General features: G+C 72.4%; 12 protein-coding genes and 1 pseudogene. 6 read left to right on the forward strand and 7 right to left on the reverse strand.

Going from position 1 to position 16,013, the window contains the following annotated elements; translation table 11 throughout:
* Positions 1-12 precede the first annotated feature (12 nt).
* Both J7E86_RS04460 and J7E86_RS04465 read right to left on the reverse strand, forming a co-directional pair.
* Entirely contained in the window at positions 13-738 is a 726-nt protein-coding gene (locus tag J7E86_RS04460) for a YcnI family protein (RefSeq protein WP_215079936.1), read from the reverse strand.
* 102 nt (positions 739-840) lie between these two features.
* Positions 841-1,629, reverse strand: a complete 789-nt coding sequence (locus tag J7E86_RS04465; protein ID WP_215079938.1) for a hypothetical protein — start codon at positions 1,627-1,629, stop codon at positions 841-843.
* 222 nt (positions 1,630-1,851) lie between these two features.
* Here J7E86_RS04465 and J7E86_RS04470 point away from each other — a divergent pair, with 222 nt between their 5' ends.
* From J7E86_RS04470 to J7E86_RS04485, 4 genes are all read left to right on the forward strand, one after another.
* Positions 1,852-2,334: an ATP-binding protein gene (locus J7E86_RS04470; RefSeq protein ID WP_215079940.1), complete on the forward strand. Its 483-nt coding sequence runs from the start codon at positions 1,852-1,854 to the stop codon at positions 2,332-2,334.
* A 159-nt stretch (positions 2,335-2,493) separates the two neighbouring features.
* A complete protein-coding gene (locus tag J7E86_RS04475; RefSeq protein ID WP_215079942.1) occupies positions 2,494-4,173 on the forward strand; it encodes a sensor histidine kinase in 1,680 nt (559 codons plus the stop codon).
* Between the two features lie 16 nt (positions 4,174-4,189).
* Positions 4,190-4,843 (forward strand): response regulator transcription factor, encoded by a 654-nt coding sequence (locus J7E86_RS04480; protein WP_215079944.1) that lies wholly within the window; start codon positions 4,190-4,192, stop codon positions 4,841-4,843.
* Positions 4,844-5,164: 321 nt separating this feature from the next.
* Positions 5,165-5,932: an SDR family oxidoreductase gene (locus J7E86_RS04485; protein ID WP_215079946.1), complete on the forward strand. Its 768-nt coding sequence runs from the start codon at positions 5,165-5,167 to the stop codon at positions 5,930-5,932.
* A 104-nt stretch (positions 5,933-6,036) separates the two neighbouring features.
* Here J7E86_RS04485 and J7E86_RS04490 read toward each other — a convergent pair whose 3' ends face one another.
* Positions 6,037-7,497 (reverse strand): aminopeptidase P family protein, encoded by a 1,461-nt coding sequence (locus J7E86_RS04490; RefSeq protein ID WP_308312463.1) that lies wholly within the window; start codon positions 7,495-7,497, stop codon positions 6,037-6,039.
* Positions 7,498-7,603: 106 nt separating this feature from the next.
* The gene (locus J7E86_RS04495) at positions 7,604-9,355 is read right to left on the reverse strand and encodes a PP2C family protein-serine/threonine phosphatase (RefSeq protein WP_215079949.1); all 1,752 of its coding nucleotides are present in this window, start codon (positions 9,353-9,355) and stop codon (positions 7,604-7,606) included.
* Positions 9,356-10,285: 930 nt separating this feature from the next.
* On the opposite strand from J7E86_RS04495, the gene J7E86_RS04500 reads away from it, so the two are divergent.
* Positions 10,286-11,032: a bifunctional DNA primase/polymerase gene (locus tag J7E86_RS04500; protein ID WP_215079951.1), complete on the forward strand. Its 747-nt coding sequence runs from the start codon at positions 10,286-10,288 to the stop codon at positions 11,030-11,032.
* 374 nt (positions 11,033-11,406) lie between these two features.
* Positions 11,407-12,054, forward strand: coding sequence for a hypothetical protein (locus tag J7E86_RS04505; protein WP_251018634.1), 648 nt, complete (start codon positions 11,407-11,409; stop codon positions 12,052-12,054).
* Between the two features lie 515 nt (positions 12,055-12,569).
* On the opposite strand, the gene J7E86_RS04510 is transcribed toward J7E86_RS04505, so the two are convergent.
* The 3 genes and pseudogenes from J7E86_RS04510 to J7E86_RS04520 form a co-directional block, all read right to left on the reverse strand.
* The gene (locus J7E86_RS04510) at positions 12,570-13,538 is read right to left on the reverse strand and encodes a DUF5926 family protein (RefSeq protein WP_215079955.1); all 969 of its coding nucleotides are present in this window, start codon (positions 13,536-13,538) and stop codon (positions 12,570-12,572) included.
* 393 nt (positions 13,539-13,931) lie between these two features.
* Positions 13,932-14,535 (reverse strand): annotated as a pseudogene (locus tag J7E86_RS04515) (ATP-binding protein).
* Between the two features lie 52 nt (positions 14,536-14,587).
* The gene (locus tag J7E86_RS04520; RefSeq protein ID WP_215079957.1) at positions 14,588-15,448 is read right to left on the reverse strand and encodes a glycerophosphodiester phosphodiesterase; all 861 of its coding nucleotides are present in this window, start codon (positions 15,446-15,448) and stop codon (positions 14,588-14,590) included.
* Positions 15,449-16,013: the final 565 nt, after the last annotated feature.

The raw sequence follows: 16,013 nt of genomic DNA on the forward strand, positions 1-16,013 counted from the left end.
CGGTTCCGTGGGTCAGGCGTCGGTGCGGCGGCGTCCGGCGAGCACGCCGAAGGCCACGCCCACGACACCGACGACGATGCCGGCGACGCCGAGGACCCGGGCGGTGGTGTCGGAGCCGTCGCTCTTCTCGGAGCCCGCCGCCCGCGTGTTCTTGTCGTCCGCCGTGCCGGCGTCCGTCTTCTTGTCGGCGGCGCCGGCCTTCGCGACGAGCTTCAGGGTCGGCGCCGGGTGCTCGGCCTCCGCGCCGCCCGGCTTGGACGGGTCGATCCAGCGCACGACGTCGTCGTCGGAGTAGGTCTGGAGCGCCTTGAAGACCATTTCGTCCGCGTCCGTCGGCAGCTGGCCGACCGACAGCGGGAACTGCTGGAACTGACCCGGCTCGATCTTGCCGCCGGACCAGGTGATCTTGCTGACGGCCTCGTCGATCGTCTTGCCGTGCGACTGGAGCGGCTTGTCGAGCTTGCTCTTCTCGACCTTCACCTCCCAGCCCGGTACGGGCTGCACCGTCACCGAGGACAGCGGGTGCTTCGGGTCGAGGGTGACCTCCAGCTTCACGGTGGAGGCGTCGTTCTTCTCGTTCGGCACCTTGAAGGCGATGGTGCTGTAGCCGCCCTTCTCGGCGGTGCCGGGCTGCACGCTGACGTGCGCGAAGGCGGGACCGGCGAGCAGCAGGACGGTGCCGGCGGCGATACCGCCGACGAGGGGGAGGCGGCGCAGGCGAGCGGTGCTGGCGTTCATGGGGACACTCCAGAGGCAGGAGGGACGAAAGGGATGCGGTTGCGCGCGTGCGGCGACAGCGCGACCGCCCTTCCGCCCGAAATGCCGGAGTGCGTCGCGTGGTCAGGCCGCGAGGGCGCAGACCGGCGGTCCCCGCCTGATCACGACGTGCTGGAGCACCGGCTCGGCCGCCGGGCGCTCCTCCTCCCGGTACGCGCCGCGGGCCGGTACGACCGGCTTCCCGCCGACGCGCTCCCACAGGGCGCGTACGAGCGTGAGGGCGGAGCGCAGCGCGCGTACGAGCGCTGCCTCGGCCACCGCGCGCGCCGACCGCTCCGAGAGCCCGACGACCCGCCACAGCGCGACGTCTCCGCGCCGCAGCAGCCAGCCGGCGGCCAGCGCCGCGAGCAGGTGGCCGAGCAGCATCGGCAGCGAGGTCGGCAGGAGGTCGAGCAGCGACCCCGGCGGAGCGGGGGTGGGCGCGGCCACCGGCATCGGGTGTACGGACGGGTCGATCCCGGCGTCGGTGATGACGCGGCGGGCCTCCGTCGCGGACATCGGATGTGGCTGGTTGCAGATCAGCTTCGCGGCGAAGGTGATCAGGCTGCCCTCGGAGCCCGCCTGGCGCGGGGTCACCCCGGCGTCGTGCTGCCCGAGACCGAAGAGCGTGTGCAGGGCGAGCTGCCCGGCGGCCAGCGCGGCCGCGATGCCCGGCAGGGAGCGTTCCCGCCCGGCCAGCGGCACGGCCGCCGCCAGGACCAGGGCGAAGCCCGCGCCCAGCGTCCACAGCGGGACGCTCGCGCAGGATGCCAGTACGTGCCCGCCCGCGGACAGCAGAACACAGACCGCGGTGAACACCGCGGCCCGGAACAGTCGCAGATCGGCGCCGGCGCGCGCGACGGGGTCAGACATGGCTGCGCCATCATCCCACCGGCCCCCCTCCCGCCCTACGGCAGGGGGCGCCCGATCGCCACCTGAACGGGGCGCACCGGCGCACGGCGGAGTACCTCCATACACCGACGCACCCATTCGCCGCGTCGTCCGAATGAGCGGTCTCACGCACTCGGCAGGCTTACGGGCCATCAGGGGTGGCTATACGTATCGGTATGTCGAGCCGCGGCCAGGAGGCTGAGCATGAGCATTTGGTGGTCACTCCATCTGCGGCGCGAGGCCGCGAGCGTGCCGCTCGCACGACGACTGCTGGTCGGGACCATGGAGACGGCCGGGGTCGACCCCGAGATCTCCTACGACCTGTCGGTCGCCCTCAGTGAGGCGTGCGCCAACGCCGTCGAGCACGGCGGTGACTCCTCCACCGGTTATCTCGTGACCGCGTTCATCGACGGCGACACCTGCCGGATCGAGGTCACGGATTCAGGACCGGGTTTTCCGGAGCAGCCGCGCCGACGCGACCGCCGCCCGCAGCCGCGGCGCGCGAACCGGCCCCAGCGCCCGAAGACACCGGCCCCCGCCCAGGACGAACACGGCAGGGGCCTTTTTCTCATCGAGTCGCTCACCGACCACGTCCGGGTCCGCAACCGACCGGGGCACCAGGGCGCGGTGGTCAGCTTCGACAAGATCCTCAAGTGGAGAGAGGGCGCCCTCCTCAAGGCGTCGTGAGGGCTCAAGGCGTCGTGAGAGCTCAAAGGGTGGTGCGAGCTCAAGGCGTTGTGAGAGCCGAAAGATGTCATGAGCCGTCGCGACCGGCGACTTTGGTCGTTCCGCCGCTAGACCTTCGGCCGACGAACCCGCTCGTGCCCGCTGCCTAGGCTGCGGGGCATGAAGGCGACGACGTGGGCCCGTGAGCTGTGGCGGCGGCTGGTCGACCCCGGGCAGTGGTCCCGGCGGCGGCTGGCCGGCGAGTGCGCGCTGGCGCTCACGCTCGCGGGGCTCTCCGGGGCCATCGAGTGGCTCAGTGGCAACGGCGTCCTGCGGATCGTGGCGGTGGCGGCGGCCGTCGCCGCGCTGTCGCTGCTGCGGAGGGTGCTGCCCGGGACGGTGCTCGTCGTCGCGGCGGCGCTGTCCGGGGTGACCGAGGGCGGCGGCCTGATCCTGTTCCTGGCCGGCTGGTCGGCGGGGCGCCGGATCCCCGGGGTGATGCGGGCGCTGGTGACCTTCTGCGCGGCCTTCGTCGTGAACATGGTGCTCGGTTTGTGGCACATACAGCAGTCGGTGCTGCTGTTCGCCTCGCTCGGCACCCTGACCTTCCTGGTCTCCGCGGTGGTCCCCGGCCTCACCAGCCGGTACTGGACGCAGCGCCGCACCTTGCTTCAGGCCCTGCGGGAGCGCAACGCCCAGCTGCTGCGCGAGCGGCAGATGATCGCGGGGCAGGCGCGGCTGCGGGAGCGGCAGCGCATCGCCCAGGACATGCACGACAGCCTCGGGCACCAGCTGGCCCTCATCGCCGTGCACACGGGCGCGCTGGAGGTGGACCGGGAGCTGACCGGGCGGCAGCGGGAGGCCGTCGGAGTGCTGCGCGACGCGTCGGTGGCGGCGATGCACGAGCTGCGCGAGGTGGTCGGCATCCTCAAGGACGCCGGCACGGCCGAGGAGCGGGAGCCCGTCTCCCGGGCGGTGGCCGGCATCGAGGCGCTGGTCGAGTCGGCGGCGGCCGCCGGGGCCCGGGTGCGGTTCGAGCGGTCGGGCGAGCCGCGCCGGCTGGCGCTGACGGCCGACCACGCCGCGTACCGCGTCGCGCAGGAAGGGCTGACGAACGCCTACAAGCACGCACCGGGCGCGCCCATCACCGTCAGCCTGCGCTATGAGCCGGACGCGGTCGTCGTGGAGGTGGCGAACGGCCCGGCGCCGGACGGGCCCGGGGCGTGGGCGGCGCCGGTCAGCGGCGGACAGGGGCTGACGGGGCTGCGGGAGCGGGCCCGGCTGGTCGGCGGGATGGTGTACGCCGGACCGCTGGACGGCGGCTTCCGGCTCGCCGGGGTGCTTCCGTACGAGACGAAGGAGGCGGGGGAGTCGACCTTCGTCGACGCGGCCGACGACTTCCGGCAGCAGATGGGGCAGCTGCCGCCGGGCGACGGTGGACCGGTCATCGACTGGTCGGATCCGCGCGAGGAGTTCGAGAACATCGTGAGCAAGAAGAGAAACGGCTGCCTGATCGGCTGCGGCGTCGCCCTGCTGGTGCTCGTGGGTCTGGTGGTGCTGGCTGTCCTCGGGGTGGGCAAGGTGATCGAGGAGTCGGACAAGGCCCTCATAGGGCCCGACGACTACGCCTCGGTCCGGATCGGCGAGAGTGAGAAGCAGGTGCGCGAGCGGCTGCCGTCGGGCGAATCCTTCATCACCTCGGACGTGAAGACCAAGCTGCCGGACGACCCGGAGGGCACGAGCTGCCTCGCACTGCTGTCCACCGACACCTCCAAGGGTCTGAGCACGGATACCGTGTACCGCTTCTGCTTCAAGGACGGGAAACTGGCCGAGAAGCGCGTGTTCCACGTCAAGAATTAACGGAGCGGGAGACCAGGTGATCCGCGTCCTCATCGCCGATGACGAGCCGCTCATCCGGGCGGGCATCCGGATGATCCTCACCTCGGCCGACGACATCGAGGTCGTGGCGGAGGCGGCGAACGGGCGCGAGGCGGTCGAGCTGGCCCGGTGCCACCGGGCGGACGTGACGCTGCTCGACATCCGCATGCCGGTGATGGACGGTCTCGACGCGCTCGCCGAACTCCGGCGGGCGGCCCCCGCCACCCGGGTGCTGATCCTGACCACCTTCGGCGAGCGCGACAACGTCCTGCGGGCGTTGCGGCAGGGCGGGGCCGGCTTCCTGCTCAAGGACTCGGCGCCGGGCGAGCTGATAGGGGCGGTACGGGCGGCCGCGGCCGGCGACGCGTATCTGTCCCCCGCGGCGACCCGGCACGTCGCCGACTCCCTGGTGGTCACCCCGGCCACCGACCGGGGCGAGCGGGCGCGGGCGCGGGTCGCCGCGCTGAGCGGGCGTGAGCGCGAGGTGCTGGCGCTGCTCGGCGAGGGCCTGTCCAACGCCGACGCCGGGCGGCGGATCCATATGAGCGAGGCCACGGTGAAGACGTACGTCAGCCGCATCCTCGCCAAGCTGGAGTGCGAGAACCGCGTGCAGGCCGCGCTGCTGGCACGCGACGCGGGCCTCGGGGGCTAGGCCGTGTCGTGCGCACCACCGCTGCGCGGCGGTGTCCTCAATCGCCGGACGGGCTGCAAGGGGCTGAGCCCAGCGAAATCAAGCCCGTCCGGCGCTTGAGGACGCGCCTGCAGGGCGCTCGCCGCCGCAGGCGGCACAGCCGGCCCGCAGCCGAAGATCCGCCGGACACGGCCGGGGAACGGCCCAGGTGGGGGTCGTCCGCAGGCGCATCCGGACATACGTCAATAACGTGGGCAATACCAGCTTCTGCCTGGCTTCTGTCCGGCACCTGCCTGGCATCTGCCTGTCTTGCCGGCATCCATCCGTCTCCGGGAGAGACCCATGCCCACGCCCGCACCCACCCGCACGCTCAAGGACAAGGTCGTCGTCATCGGGGGCGCGTCGAGGAACCTCGGCAGCCTCATCGCCAGGCAGGTCGCCTCGGACGGTGCTCAGGTCGTCGTCCACTACAACAGCCCCTCCTCCAAGGAGGGCGCGCAGCAGACCGCCGAGCAGGTCAAGGCCGCGGGCGGCGACGCGGTCGTCCATGAGGCCGACCTGACCGACGTGTCCGAGGTCGAGGGGCTCTTCGATGTCGCGGTCGCCGCCTTCGGCAAGGTCGACTGCATGGTGAACACGGCCGGCATGGTCATCAAGAAGCCGATGACCGAGACCTCCGAGGAAGAGTTCGACAAGATGTTCGCCGTCAACACCAAGGCGGCCTACTTCATGATGCGCGAGGCCGCCAAGCGGCTGGAGGACGGCGGGAAGATCGTCACCATCGTGACCTCGCTGCTCGCCGCCTACACCGGCCTCTACTCCGTCTACGCGGGCAGCAAGGCCCCCGTCGAGCACTTCACCCGCGCGCTCTCCAAGGAGCTGTTCGGCCGCAACATCTCCGTCAACAACATCGCCCCCGGGCCCATGGACACCGGCTTCTTCTACCCGGCCGAGAGCGACGACTCGATCGCGTACCACAAGTCGTCGGCGATGAACGGCGAGCTCACGAAGATCGAGGACATCGCGCCGTACGTGAAGTTCCTGCTCACCGACGGCTGGTGGCTCAACGGCCAGACGCTGTTCGTCAACGGCGGCTACACCACCCGCTGACCCGCTGACCCGCTGACCCGCTCCCGGCCGCCGGTACGGCGAAGAGCCGCGGCCCGCTCGGCGCGGGCCACGGCTCTTCGTACCGGTTCAGGCTCTTCGAGGGCTCAACCCTTGAGCTCCGCCATCCACGCCTCGACCGCGGAGGACGTCCGCGGCAGCGCTGCGGAGAGGTTCCGGTTGCCGTCCTCGGTGACGAGGATGTCGTCCTCGATCCGGACGCCGATCCCGCGGTACTCCTCGGGCACGGTGGTGTCGTCCGCCTGGAAGTACAGACCGGGCTCGACGGTCAGCACCATGCCCGGCTCCAGGACACCGTCCACGTACGCCTCGGTACGGGCGACCGCGCAGTCGTGGACGTCCAGGCCGAGCATGTGCCCGGTGCCGTGCAGGGTCCAGCGGCGCTGGAGGCCGAGCTCCAGGACGCGCTCGACCGGCCCCTCGGTCAGGCCCCACTCGACGAGCTTCTCGGCGAGCACCCGCTGGGCGGCGTCGTGGAAGTCGCGGAACTTGGCGCCCGGCCGCACCGCCGCGATGCCGGCCTCCTGGGCCTTGTAGACGGCGTCGTAGATCTTGCGCTGGAGGTCGGTGTACGTGCCGTTGACCGGCAGCGTGCGGGTGACGTCGGCGGTGTAGAGGGAGTGGGTCTCCACACCGGCGTCCAGGAGCAGCAGCTCGCCGGAGCGGACCGGGCCGTCGTTGCGCACCCAGTGCAGGGTGGTGGCGTGCGGGCCGGCGGCGCAGATGGAGCCGTAACCGATGTCGTTGCCCTCGACGCGGGCGCGCAGGAAGAACGTGCCCTCGATGTAGCGCTCCGAGGTGGCCTCGGCCTTGTCGAGGACCTTCACGACGTCCTCGAAGCCGCGGACCGTGGAGTCGACGGCCTTCTGGAGCTCGCCGATCTCGAAGGCGTCCTTCACCAGGCGCTGCTCGCTGATGAAGACGCGCAGCTCCTCGTCGCGCTCGGCGGTGACCTTGTCGGTCAGGGCCGTCTCGATGTCGGCGTCGTGGCCGCGCACCACGCGGACCGGGCCGGTGGCGTCGGCGAGCGCGTCGGCGAGCTCGCGCACGTCCGAGGCGGGCAGGCCCAGCAGGTGCTCGGCCTCCGTGAGGCTGTGGCGGCGGCCGACCCAGAGCTCGCCCTGGCCGTCGAGCCAGAACTCGCCGTTCTCGCGGTTGGAGCGCGGCAGCAGGTACACCGTCGCGTCGTGCCCCTGGGGGCCGGTCGGCTCCAGGACCAGGACGCCGTCCTCGGTCTGGTCGCCGGTGAGGTACGCGTACTCCGTGGAGGCGCGGAAGCTGTACTCGGTGTCGTTCGAGCGGGTCTTGAGGTTGCCCGCGGGGATCACCAGGCGCTCGCCCGGGAACTGTGCGGAGAGCTCGGCGCGGCGCCGGGCGGTCTCGGGGGCCTGGGCGATGGGCCGCAGGTCGCGCAGCTCCGTGTCGGCCCAGCCGGTCTTCATGTTCGCGGCAAGCTCGTCGGAGACGGCCGGGTAGAGGCCGTTCTTCCGCTGCTTGATCGGCTCGTCACCTTCGGGGTTCTCGGGCGCGGGCTGGTGCTCGGTCACTGCATTTCCTCCTCGGACGGTGCCGCTTTCCATCGTATGTGCGGGCAAAAGTGGCCGAGAAGGCTGTTGGCACAGGCCCTGGGCGAAGAGCCGCCGCGGGCCGGGATCATGCGAAGTGGGCGGCGAGCAGGATGACGTCGTCCCCGTCGCCGTCGATGCCCTCGGGGGCGTCCGGCAGGACGGTCCGCAGGATGTGTTCCACGAGGGCGTCCGGGTCGTCCAGCGAGCCCCGGGGGACGCTCGCGGCGGCCCGGTGCAGCCGGGCGAAGGCCCGGTCCATCGCGTCGCCGGTGCGGTGCAGCAGCCCGTCGCTGTAGAAGAGGAGCGTTTCGCCCGGTGCGGGTGCGATCTCCACGCTCGGCGCCTCCCAGCACGCGAGCATCCCGAGCGGCGCGGACAGCGAGGTCTCCACGTACTCGATGCGCTGCCGGCCGATGATCAGCGGCGGGCAGTGCCCGGCGCCCGCCAGGACGACCTTGTTCGTCCGGCCCGCGGCCCGCAGGGCGCCGGCCGGCTCGCAGTACGCGAAGAGCGCCGTGGCGGCGCGGGCCGGCTCGGTCAGCCGCAGCAGGAGTTCGAGGTCGGACAGGACGGCGACCGGATCCTCACCCTCCATGACGGCGTACGCCCGGAGGGACGCCCGCAGCCGGCCCATGGCGGCGATCGCGCTGGGCCCGGAACCGGTCACTCCGCCCACGGCGAGGCCGAGCGCGCCCTCCGGCAGCGGCAGCGCGTCGTACCAGCCGCCGCCACCCTGCCGCGCGCCGTGGTGGTGTACCGCCAGCCGGACGCCCGCGATCCTGGGCAGCCGGCTGGGAAGCAGTTCCTCGCGGAGGGTTGCCACCGCGCTGCGGGCCTCGGCCAGTTCGAGCTGGCGGGCGAGGTGTTCGGTGGCGTAGTCGCGGTAGAGGCCGACCAGGTGCCGCTGCCGTTCGGTGGGCTCGGCCGGCTCGTCGTACAGCCAGATGGCGGCGCCGAGCCGGCCCGCGCCCTCCGACTCCAGCGGTACGGCGTAGCTGGCGCCGTAGCCGAGACGGGCCGCGACCTCGCGGTGGCGGGGGGCCAGCTCCTCGTCGGCGGCGATGTCGGGGTGCGCGGTGCCGGTGCGGGTCCCGACCGGCGGGAGGTCGTCGAAGAGCCGGCCGTACGGGCCGAAGGTGCCGGAGCCGAACGTCTCGCCGGAGTCGTAGGGCGCGCCGGAGCCGTGCCTCTCAGCGGCGCCCGGTGCGGCGTCGCGGCCGTACGACCGGCGGGAGCCGTGCGCGTCGGTGGGCTCGGGCGGTCCGGGCGTCTCGCGGGGTTCGTACGCCCGGAACGGCCTGGGTGGCTCGGGGGGCCCGTGCGGTGCGCGCCGCCCGGGCGTTCCGGCCGGTTCGGGGCCGCGCGGGATGGTCTCGATGTGGCCGAGGTCGGCACGGTCGAGGCCGAAGCCGACGGTGGTGGGGTGTTCGTGTCCGGGGCCCCGGGCGGGGTGCAGGGTGACCAGGCCGCGGCGTGCGCCGACGAGGGACGCCCCCGCGCGCAGCACCTCGTGCAGGGCGGCGTCGAGCGTGGCGGTGCGCGCGAGCCGCTCGGTCAGCTCCTGGACCGTGGTGAGGGCCGAGATCCAGCCTGCGAGGCGGTCCTGTACGAGGGCGTTCGGTACAGGCAGGGAGAGGCCGGTGGGACCTGTGGGGCGTGCGCGCCGGGCGTCGGCGGACCCGGGGAGTCCGGATGTGTCGGTGGCCCCGGTGCCGGTGGGGGAGGAGGGACCGGTGGGATCCGTGGGGGAGGCACTGCCGGGGGAGGGCGGAGTGTGGGAGGGCGCGGGGAGGGGAGGATTGATTCCGGCCACTTTCGGCAGGTGGGGCGTGGTCATGGCCGACTGCCCCGGTCGGGCCGTGCGGCGGCGCGGGGGGCACTGCCGGCGGCGGTCCGGGCGGGCGCTCGACGCTTCTCGTCAAGCCCGCGTGACCAGCTGATCAGCCTGTAGTTTCGCAGCAATAGCATCGCAAACCCCCTGTCGTGTTGCGTGCTATCAGTGCTCCACATGTACACGCCTGGGCAAGGCGATGTCCAGCACTGCGCCGGTGGGATTGGTGGTGTCTATGGGGTTTCAAACTTGGCCGGAAAATAGTCCTGCTGCCTGGAGTGCGCGATCGACTGAGGGTGCTCGACAGCGCGTCATATCCACACCGGTGGGTACGTACTCGGTGAAGGGCAGGGGCAGTTGGGGCCGCCCCGGAACCCGGCGGCGGACCCGAGCGTCCTTATCGGCAACGGCCGCGCCCGTCCCCCGAGGGCGTGGGTCAACCCGTGTCGCAGGCGAGGGGCGCACACGCTCAGCACGAAGCGCCATACGCGCGCCACCCCTCGCCATGTTTCACGCTCGGCCCGTGACGTGATGCGCTGCGTCGTACATGCGGTGGTGTACATGCGGTGACCTTGATCCACGTGGTGTGCCGGCCTCGAAAGAGCCACGGCGTGTTGAGCAGCGCGCGAGGTCGGGCCCGTAGTGCCATGTAGTGCGGACCGGTCCGGGCGCAGGTCCGGATGTGGTGCGCACGGGGCCCGGCGCAGTGCCATGGCGAAGCCATGCGGATCCACGGGGGCCGCGCCAGGGTCTCCGCGCACCGACGCAGTGCCACGCAGTTCCCGCACACAGCTCACGCAGTTCCCGCAGTTCAGACAGACGTTCTCGCAGTTCAGGCAATGCCCGTAGTTCCTGCGAAGAGTCATGCAGTGCGATACGACCCTTGTCTCCGACAAGGGCCCCAACTTCGGCGTTTACGGAAAGGAACGAGCGCACATGCGCGAGATCCTCGGAAGGCGACGCAAGCTCTCGCTCCGGCGAGACGGTCGGTCCGCGGCACTCACCGCGGCCCTGGGTTACGCCACACAGTGGCAGTGGCCCGTACTCCCCGGTGCGGGCCTGCGGTCCGACGGCGGCCGCGCGACCGAATGCGCCTGCCGGCACCTCGACTGCGCGGCGCCGGGTGCCCACCCCTTCGAACCGGGGCTGCTGGCGGCGACCACGGACGCCCGGATGGTCCAGTGGTGGTGGACCAACCGCCCCGACGCTCCCGTCGTGCTCGCCACGGGCGGCCGCGCGCCGTGCGCGGTGAGCCTGCCGGCCGTGGCGGGCGCGCGCGCCCTGGCCACCTTCGACCGGGCCGGCGTACGCCTCGGCCCGGTGGTCGCGACCCCCACCCGCTGGGCCCTGCTGGTGGCCCCGTACTCCCTGGAGGTCCTCGGCGAACTGCTCCACAGCCAGGACTGGGTGCCCGGTTCGCTGCGCTTCCATGGGGAGGGCGGCTATGTGGCCCTGCCGCCGTCGTCCACGGGGGCCGGCCGGGTGCGCTGGGAGCGGGCGCCGGGGGCGGCCGTTCCGGCTCGTACGGACCGTCCTTCGCGCCTCGGCCGGGCGCTGTCGGCGGCGGGGGCCGTCGCGGCGACGCCGCCGTGGCTGCCGGACGTCGCCACGGTCGTCGACGTCCTTGTCGAGGAGAGCGCGGGTACGGGCACGGCGGGCGGCGGAAGCCGGCTCGCGTACTGAGCGGTTGACGGGCCCGGCGGCGCCTGCGGCCGTGGTCCGCGCGGAGGAACGGCGCCCCTGAGGGGGCCGCCCCGACGAGCACATGAGAGCGCGTACGGACGGGAGACGCACGCGCTCTCACTCGTACGGGTGTAAGCCGTTCCAAGAACCGTGGGGAACCACCGCGCGGCCGCCCGCTGGGCCGGGTCGCGGCCGCTATGTTCGGGTGAGGGCCTGCGCCGGATCCCGCTGCCGGGCGCCGTTCGGTCCGGCGGGGCGTATCTGGCGTCCCCGCACTTCAGCGTTCGCGGCGAGTTGCAGGTGGTCCCATGGATCGTGCGTCCGGTGTGCCCGGTGTGCCCAGTGCGTCTCAGCAGCGTGCGGCGAACCTTCGGATGGTGGCTCTGGCGAGCGTGGTCGCCCTCGCCGTCGTGCTGCCGCTGGCGGCGGCGACCGCGGGGCCGGCGGGGCTGATGAGCCCGGAGAAGTCCGGGGCGCGGACCCGGGGCGCCCAGGGTGCCGCCGCGGACGGCGGGCAGGCCCGCGAGAGGCCGGATCGCGACCCTGCCCGGGGTGCGGGCGGGGAGCGGGGTGAGCGGTACGGGGCGCAGGGGACGGTGGAGGCCGGCGACGCGTCGGACGACTCGAAGGATCTTTCCCAGGACGGCGCCGGGGCGTCGGCCGGTCTCGGCGGGCCCGGCGCCGGTTCCACGCGCTGCGGTCCCGAAGTCTCCTCGCCCGCAGGCGTGGAGGCCCAGACGTGCGTCCTGGAGCGCGGCCGCGACACCTGGGGCCGTACGTACTACCGCAACGCCTCAGGCGGCCCGCTGACGGCCGTGCTGACCCTGATGGGACCCGACGGCCGCACGGTCGAGGTGCACTGCCAGGCGGGGGCCTCCGACGACCCCGGGGGCTGCGAGACGCCGCACCGGGCGACGGTGCGTGGTCAGGGCGCGTACACGGCGGTGGCGGAGTTCGCGTCGGCCGAGGGGAATCTGCTGCTCCGGTCCGGCAGCAACTCGCCGGACGACCCGCTGGAGTAGCTGGACCGAGGGAGGACCGCTGGGCGGCGGGGGCGATCGCGCCGGGCGTGCGTCCCGGCGTGTGCGCCGGTGAGTGGCCCGTCGCGATGTGCGAGTGTCCCGCGAGGTCTTCCGGGCGGCGTCTCGACCGATGTCGGGGCCGGCACCCGGGTCGGTGCCCCGACCGGTGTCCGGGTCGGCGTCCCGGCCGGCGTCCGAACATGGAAACGCCCGGTCGCTGGCGACGGGGGATGCACCAGCGACCGGGCTCCTAGAACCGTAACAAGAGATCGGCGGTTCGCAAATTCGATCGTGGATTTCCAGACGCGTATTTCCGGTCTTTCAGCGGGAGTTGTGACAGGAGTCACGCGAATGAAGCCCCTGGCGGCCCCGGAATCTTTCACTCCGGGGCCGTCTCGGTGGTTCCGCGGCGTCCTCCCGCCGTTTCCTCGCCGACTCTCCGGATCTCCGCGACAGTTCGATCGTGATGCAACTCTCGATCCGGATGACGGACCGGTTTTGCGCTTGCTTTACCGTCAGTTCAGGGTGACCTGACGGCTGGTGAGGCCACCGCGCGCCCGCCGTTCCTCGGCCGTCAGCGGGGCGTCGTCCGAGAGCGCCACGGTCAGCCGCTCCGCGAAGGCCGCGGCGGGCTTCTCGACGTCCTCCGCGCGCATCGCGCTCGGCAGGTCCCAGACCGGCACGGTCAGCCCGTGCGCGCGGAACGAGCCGACCAGGCGGGTGCCCTCGCCGAGCGACGTCGCGCCCGCGACGTGCAGCCGGGCCAGCGCGTCCAGGAGCCGCTCCTCCGGGTGGGTCATGACCCAGCGCAGGTGGTTCTTCTCCGGGACCTCGCACCAGTACGCGGCGTCGACGCCGGACAGCCGGACCGTCGGGAGGGCGGCGGCGTTGGCCCGGTCCAGCGAGGCGGCGACCTCACCGGTCGCGTTCTCGGCGTTCTCGACCCAGAACTCGAAGCCCGTGTGGACGGCCGGCTCGAAAGCGCCCTCCGGGTCCAGCAGGTCCTGCAGCCGCGGCCCGTCGGTGCCGACGCGCGCGGCGGCGACCGGGGTGCCCGGCTCGGCGACCAGGGCGCGCTGGAGGGTGTCGGCGAGATCGCGGCTGAGGTCGCCGGACGCGGTGTCGTTCTGGAGGCCCAGCAGCACCGCGCCGTTGTCGCGGCGCAGTGCGGGCCAGGCCATGGGCAGCACGGTCGCCAGCGTCACGGACGGGACGCCCTCGGGCAGCTTGTCCTTGAGGGTGAGCTCCACCGTCGCGGCGGGCACCAGCTCGCGCAGCGCGACCCAGTCGGCCTCGCCCGGCAGCCCCTCGAACGGCCGCTGGACGAGCTCGGCGACCGCGTGCGCGGCCTCCCGGCCGTGGCACGCCTTGTAGCGGCGCCCCGAACCGCAGGGGCAGGGCTCACGTGCGCCGACGACGGGGATCGGGCCGTCGACGGCCTGCGGCGTGGCGGCCTTGGTCTGGGGGCGGCGCTTCTTGGCCATGGCGTGCGTGTCTCCCGATCGTGCGGTACGCGCGGTGCCCGCGGTCTGCGGGGTCCGCGGCTCGTGTGCCTGGGGTCGGCCGACGGAGTCGATCCATGTCGATCCGTCGACGGCGCGAGCCTAGCGTCCGCCGTACTGCCCGGACGGATATGCGCGGGCGGGGCGGGTTCGGGAGATCTCCGGCCGGTGGTGGTGGGGTGCCGCGTCGGGGGAGCGCTGCGCGCTCCGGTCGCGGGGCCCACCGGCCGTACGCCACTGTCGTGTCGCTGTCGTGTCGCGGTGCGCACCGCTGTCGTGTCGCGGAGGGCCCCACGGGGGCGTCACGTGGGCGTCGATTGCGCGTCGCCCGGGTGCTGTGTGATGTGCCACGGGTCTACGCGCGTCGCGCCGTCGTTACGCCGGCTCGTCGAATTCTCTGTATGTCATGTCAGGGACCAGGGCGACGCGCGTGGCGAAACTGTCGCGCGCCGAAAGAGCCGCCCATACGGTCACCTCGCCGGAGGCGTCCCGTACTCCCCAGTCCTGGGACAGAGCGCTGATGATGTTCAGTCCGCGGCCACCGCGTGCCGTCACCGAAGGTGTGGCTGGAAGTGGCCGGGTCGGGCCGCCCCCGTCCGTGACCTCGACCGTGAGCCGGCCGTGCTGGTCCACTCGCCAGGCCGCGCGTATCCCCCCGTCCTTCCCCCCGTTTCTGTCGCCGTTCTCCGGGCTCAGCGGGCGACCGTGCCGGTACGCATTGCTGAGCAACTCCGAAAGGATCAATACGGCATCGTCGATGACCGAATCCGGTACCCCACTGATGCGCAGGTCCTCGCGCATTCGGTGTCTTGCCTGTCCCACACCGGTCGGACCATGGGGTACGGCCATGATCGACGACGTGGGCACCTCCTGTGCCACCACCAACGCCACCCCCGAGACCTCCTTTGCCCCACGTCAGGGGATGGATGCCCCAATGGACTGGACCGGAAACCGGCCATCCACGCCCCGGTGGGGGCACTCGCGCGGCTCGAACACGTACCGAACGCGCCGGAGCACTCCATGTAATGGCGCTACCGCCGCCCGAGTTGGGAAAGAACCTGCTTGGGTCGGTTTGTGATCACTGCGTCCACTCCGATGTCCGCACACAGTTCGACATCGATCGGATCGTTCACGGTCCAGACGTGCGCCCGGTTCCCCGCGCGGTGCAGCCGGGCCACGTAGGCCGGGTCCTTGCGGATGATCCGGATGCTGGGCCCGGCGATGTGGACGCCCTCGGGCAGCCGGCCGTCGCGGTGGCGCGGCGAGAGGAACTGCATCAGATAGACCGTCGGGATCGCGGGTGCGCCGGCCCGGACGCGGTGCAGGGAGCGGGCCGAGAAGCTCATCACCCGCACCGGTGAGGGCTCGCCCGCGGGCGGCTGGGCGAGGCCGAAGCGGCCGAGGAGTTCCAGCAGCCGTGCCTCGACCTGGCCGGCCCAGCGGGTCGGGTGCTTGGTCTCGATGGCCAGCTCGACGCGGCGGCCGGCGTCGGCGACGAGTTCCAGGAGACGCTCCAGGGGGAGGACCGACGTCGCGTCGAGGTCGGGCGCCTCCTGGTCGGTGGCCGCACCCTTCCACGAACCGAAGTCGAGGGCCGCGAGGTCGGCCAGTTCGAGGGAGGAGACGGCGCCGCGGCCGTTGGAGGTGCGGTTGACGCGGCGGTCGTGGACGCAGACGAGGTGGCCGTCGGCGGTGAGGCGCACGTCGCACTCCAGCGCGTCGGCGCCGTCCTCGATCGCCCGGCGGTAGGCGGCGAGGGTGTGTTCCGGAGCGTCCTCGGAGGCTCCGCGGTGGGCGATGACGGCGAGCTCGTGGCGCTCGGGGCTGTTGTCCCGGGCCGGGTGCGCATAGGTCACCGCGTTATGGTGCCACCGCTCGACGTCCTCGCGCATGCGCACCTTTTGCCGGAATTGGCTGGATGTAAGGGTGTGTGGTCGTGCGCACAGGCTCCGCTTACGGTGGTCCGACGTGCCATGGGAAAAGCTGGCAGTGGGCAACAGCCTTTTGTGCGGCCCCGCAGGCATATGGGTACGCGGGTATGCCGGCATGCGGGCGGAGCAAGGCAGCATGTAGGCATGGACGCGCGGCAGGCGTGCGGACACGCCTGCCGGTCGGGCCGGCGTCGGGCATGAAGACGTCGGCATGAGGGCGTCGGCACGAGAACGCCCGCATGAGGGTGCCCCCGCATGAAGGTGTCCGCATGAAGGTGTCCGCATGGGGTGTCCGCATGAGGACGTCGCGAACGAAACTGATGTGCACCGAAGATGCACGCGATGAGGAGAGAGCTGTGAGCACCGAGAACGAGGGCGCCGCCGTTCCGTCCGGGCCCGGTCCGCGTACGGAGTCCCCGACGTCGGCCGCCGAGCCGGAGCGCCCCGTTCCGTCCGTACCGCCGGTGCCGAGCGTGCCGCCCGCGCCGGTGCCGCCCGCGCCGGTGGCGCCCGCGGCGGCGGAGAC

It is taken from the genome of Streptomyces sp. ISL-11 (assembly GCF_018614525.1).
GTDB lineage: Bacteria > Actinomycetota > Actinomycetes > Streptomycetales > Streptomycetaceae > Streptomyces.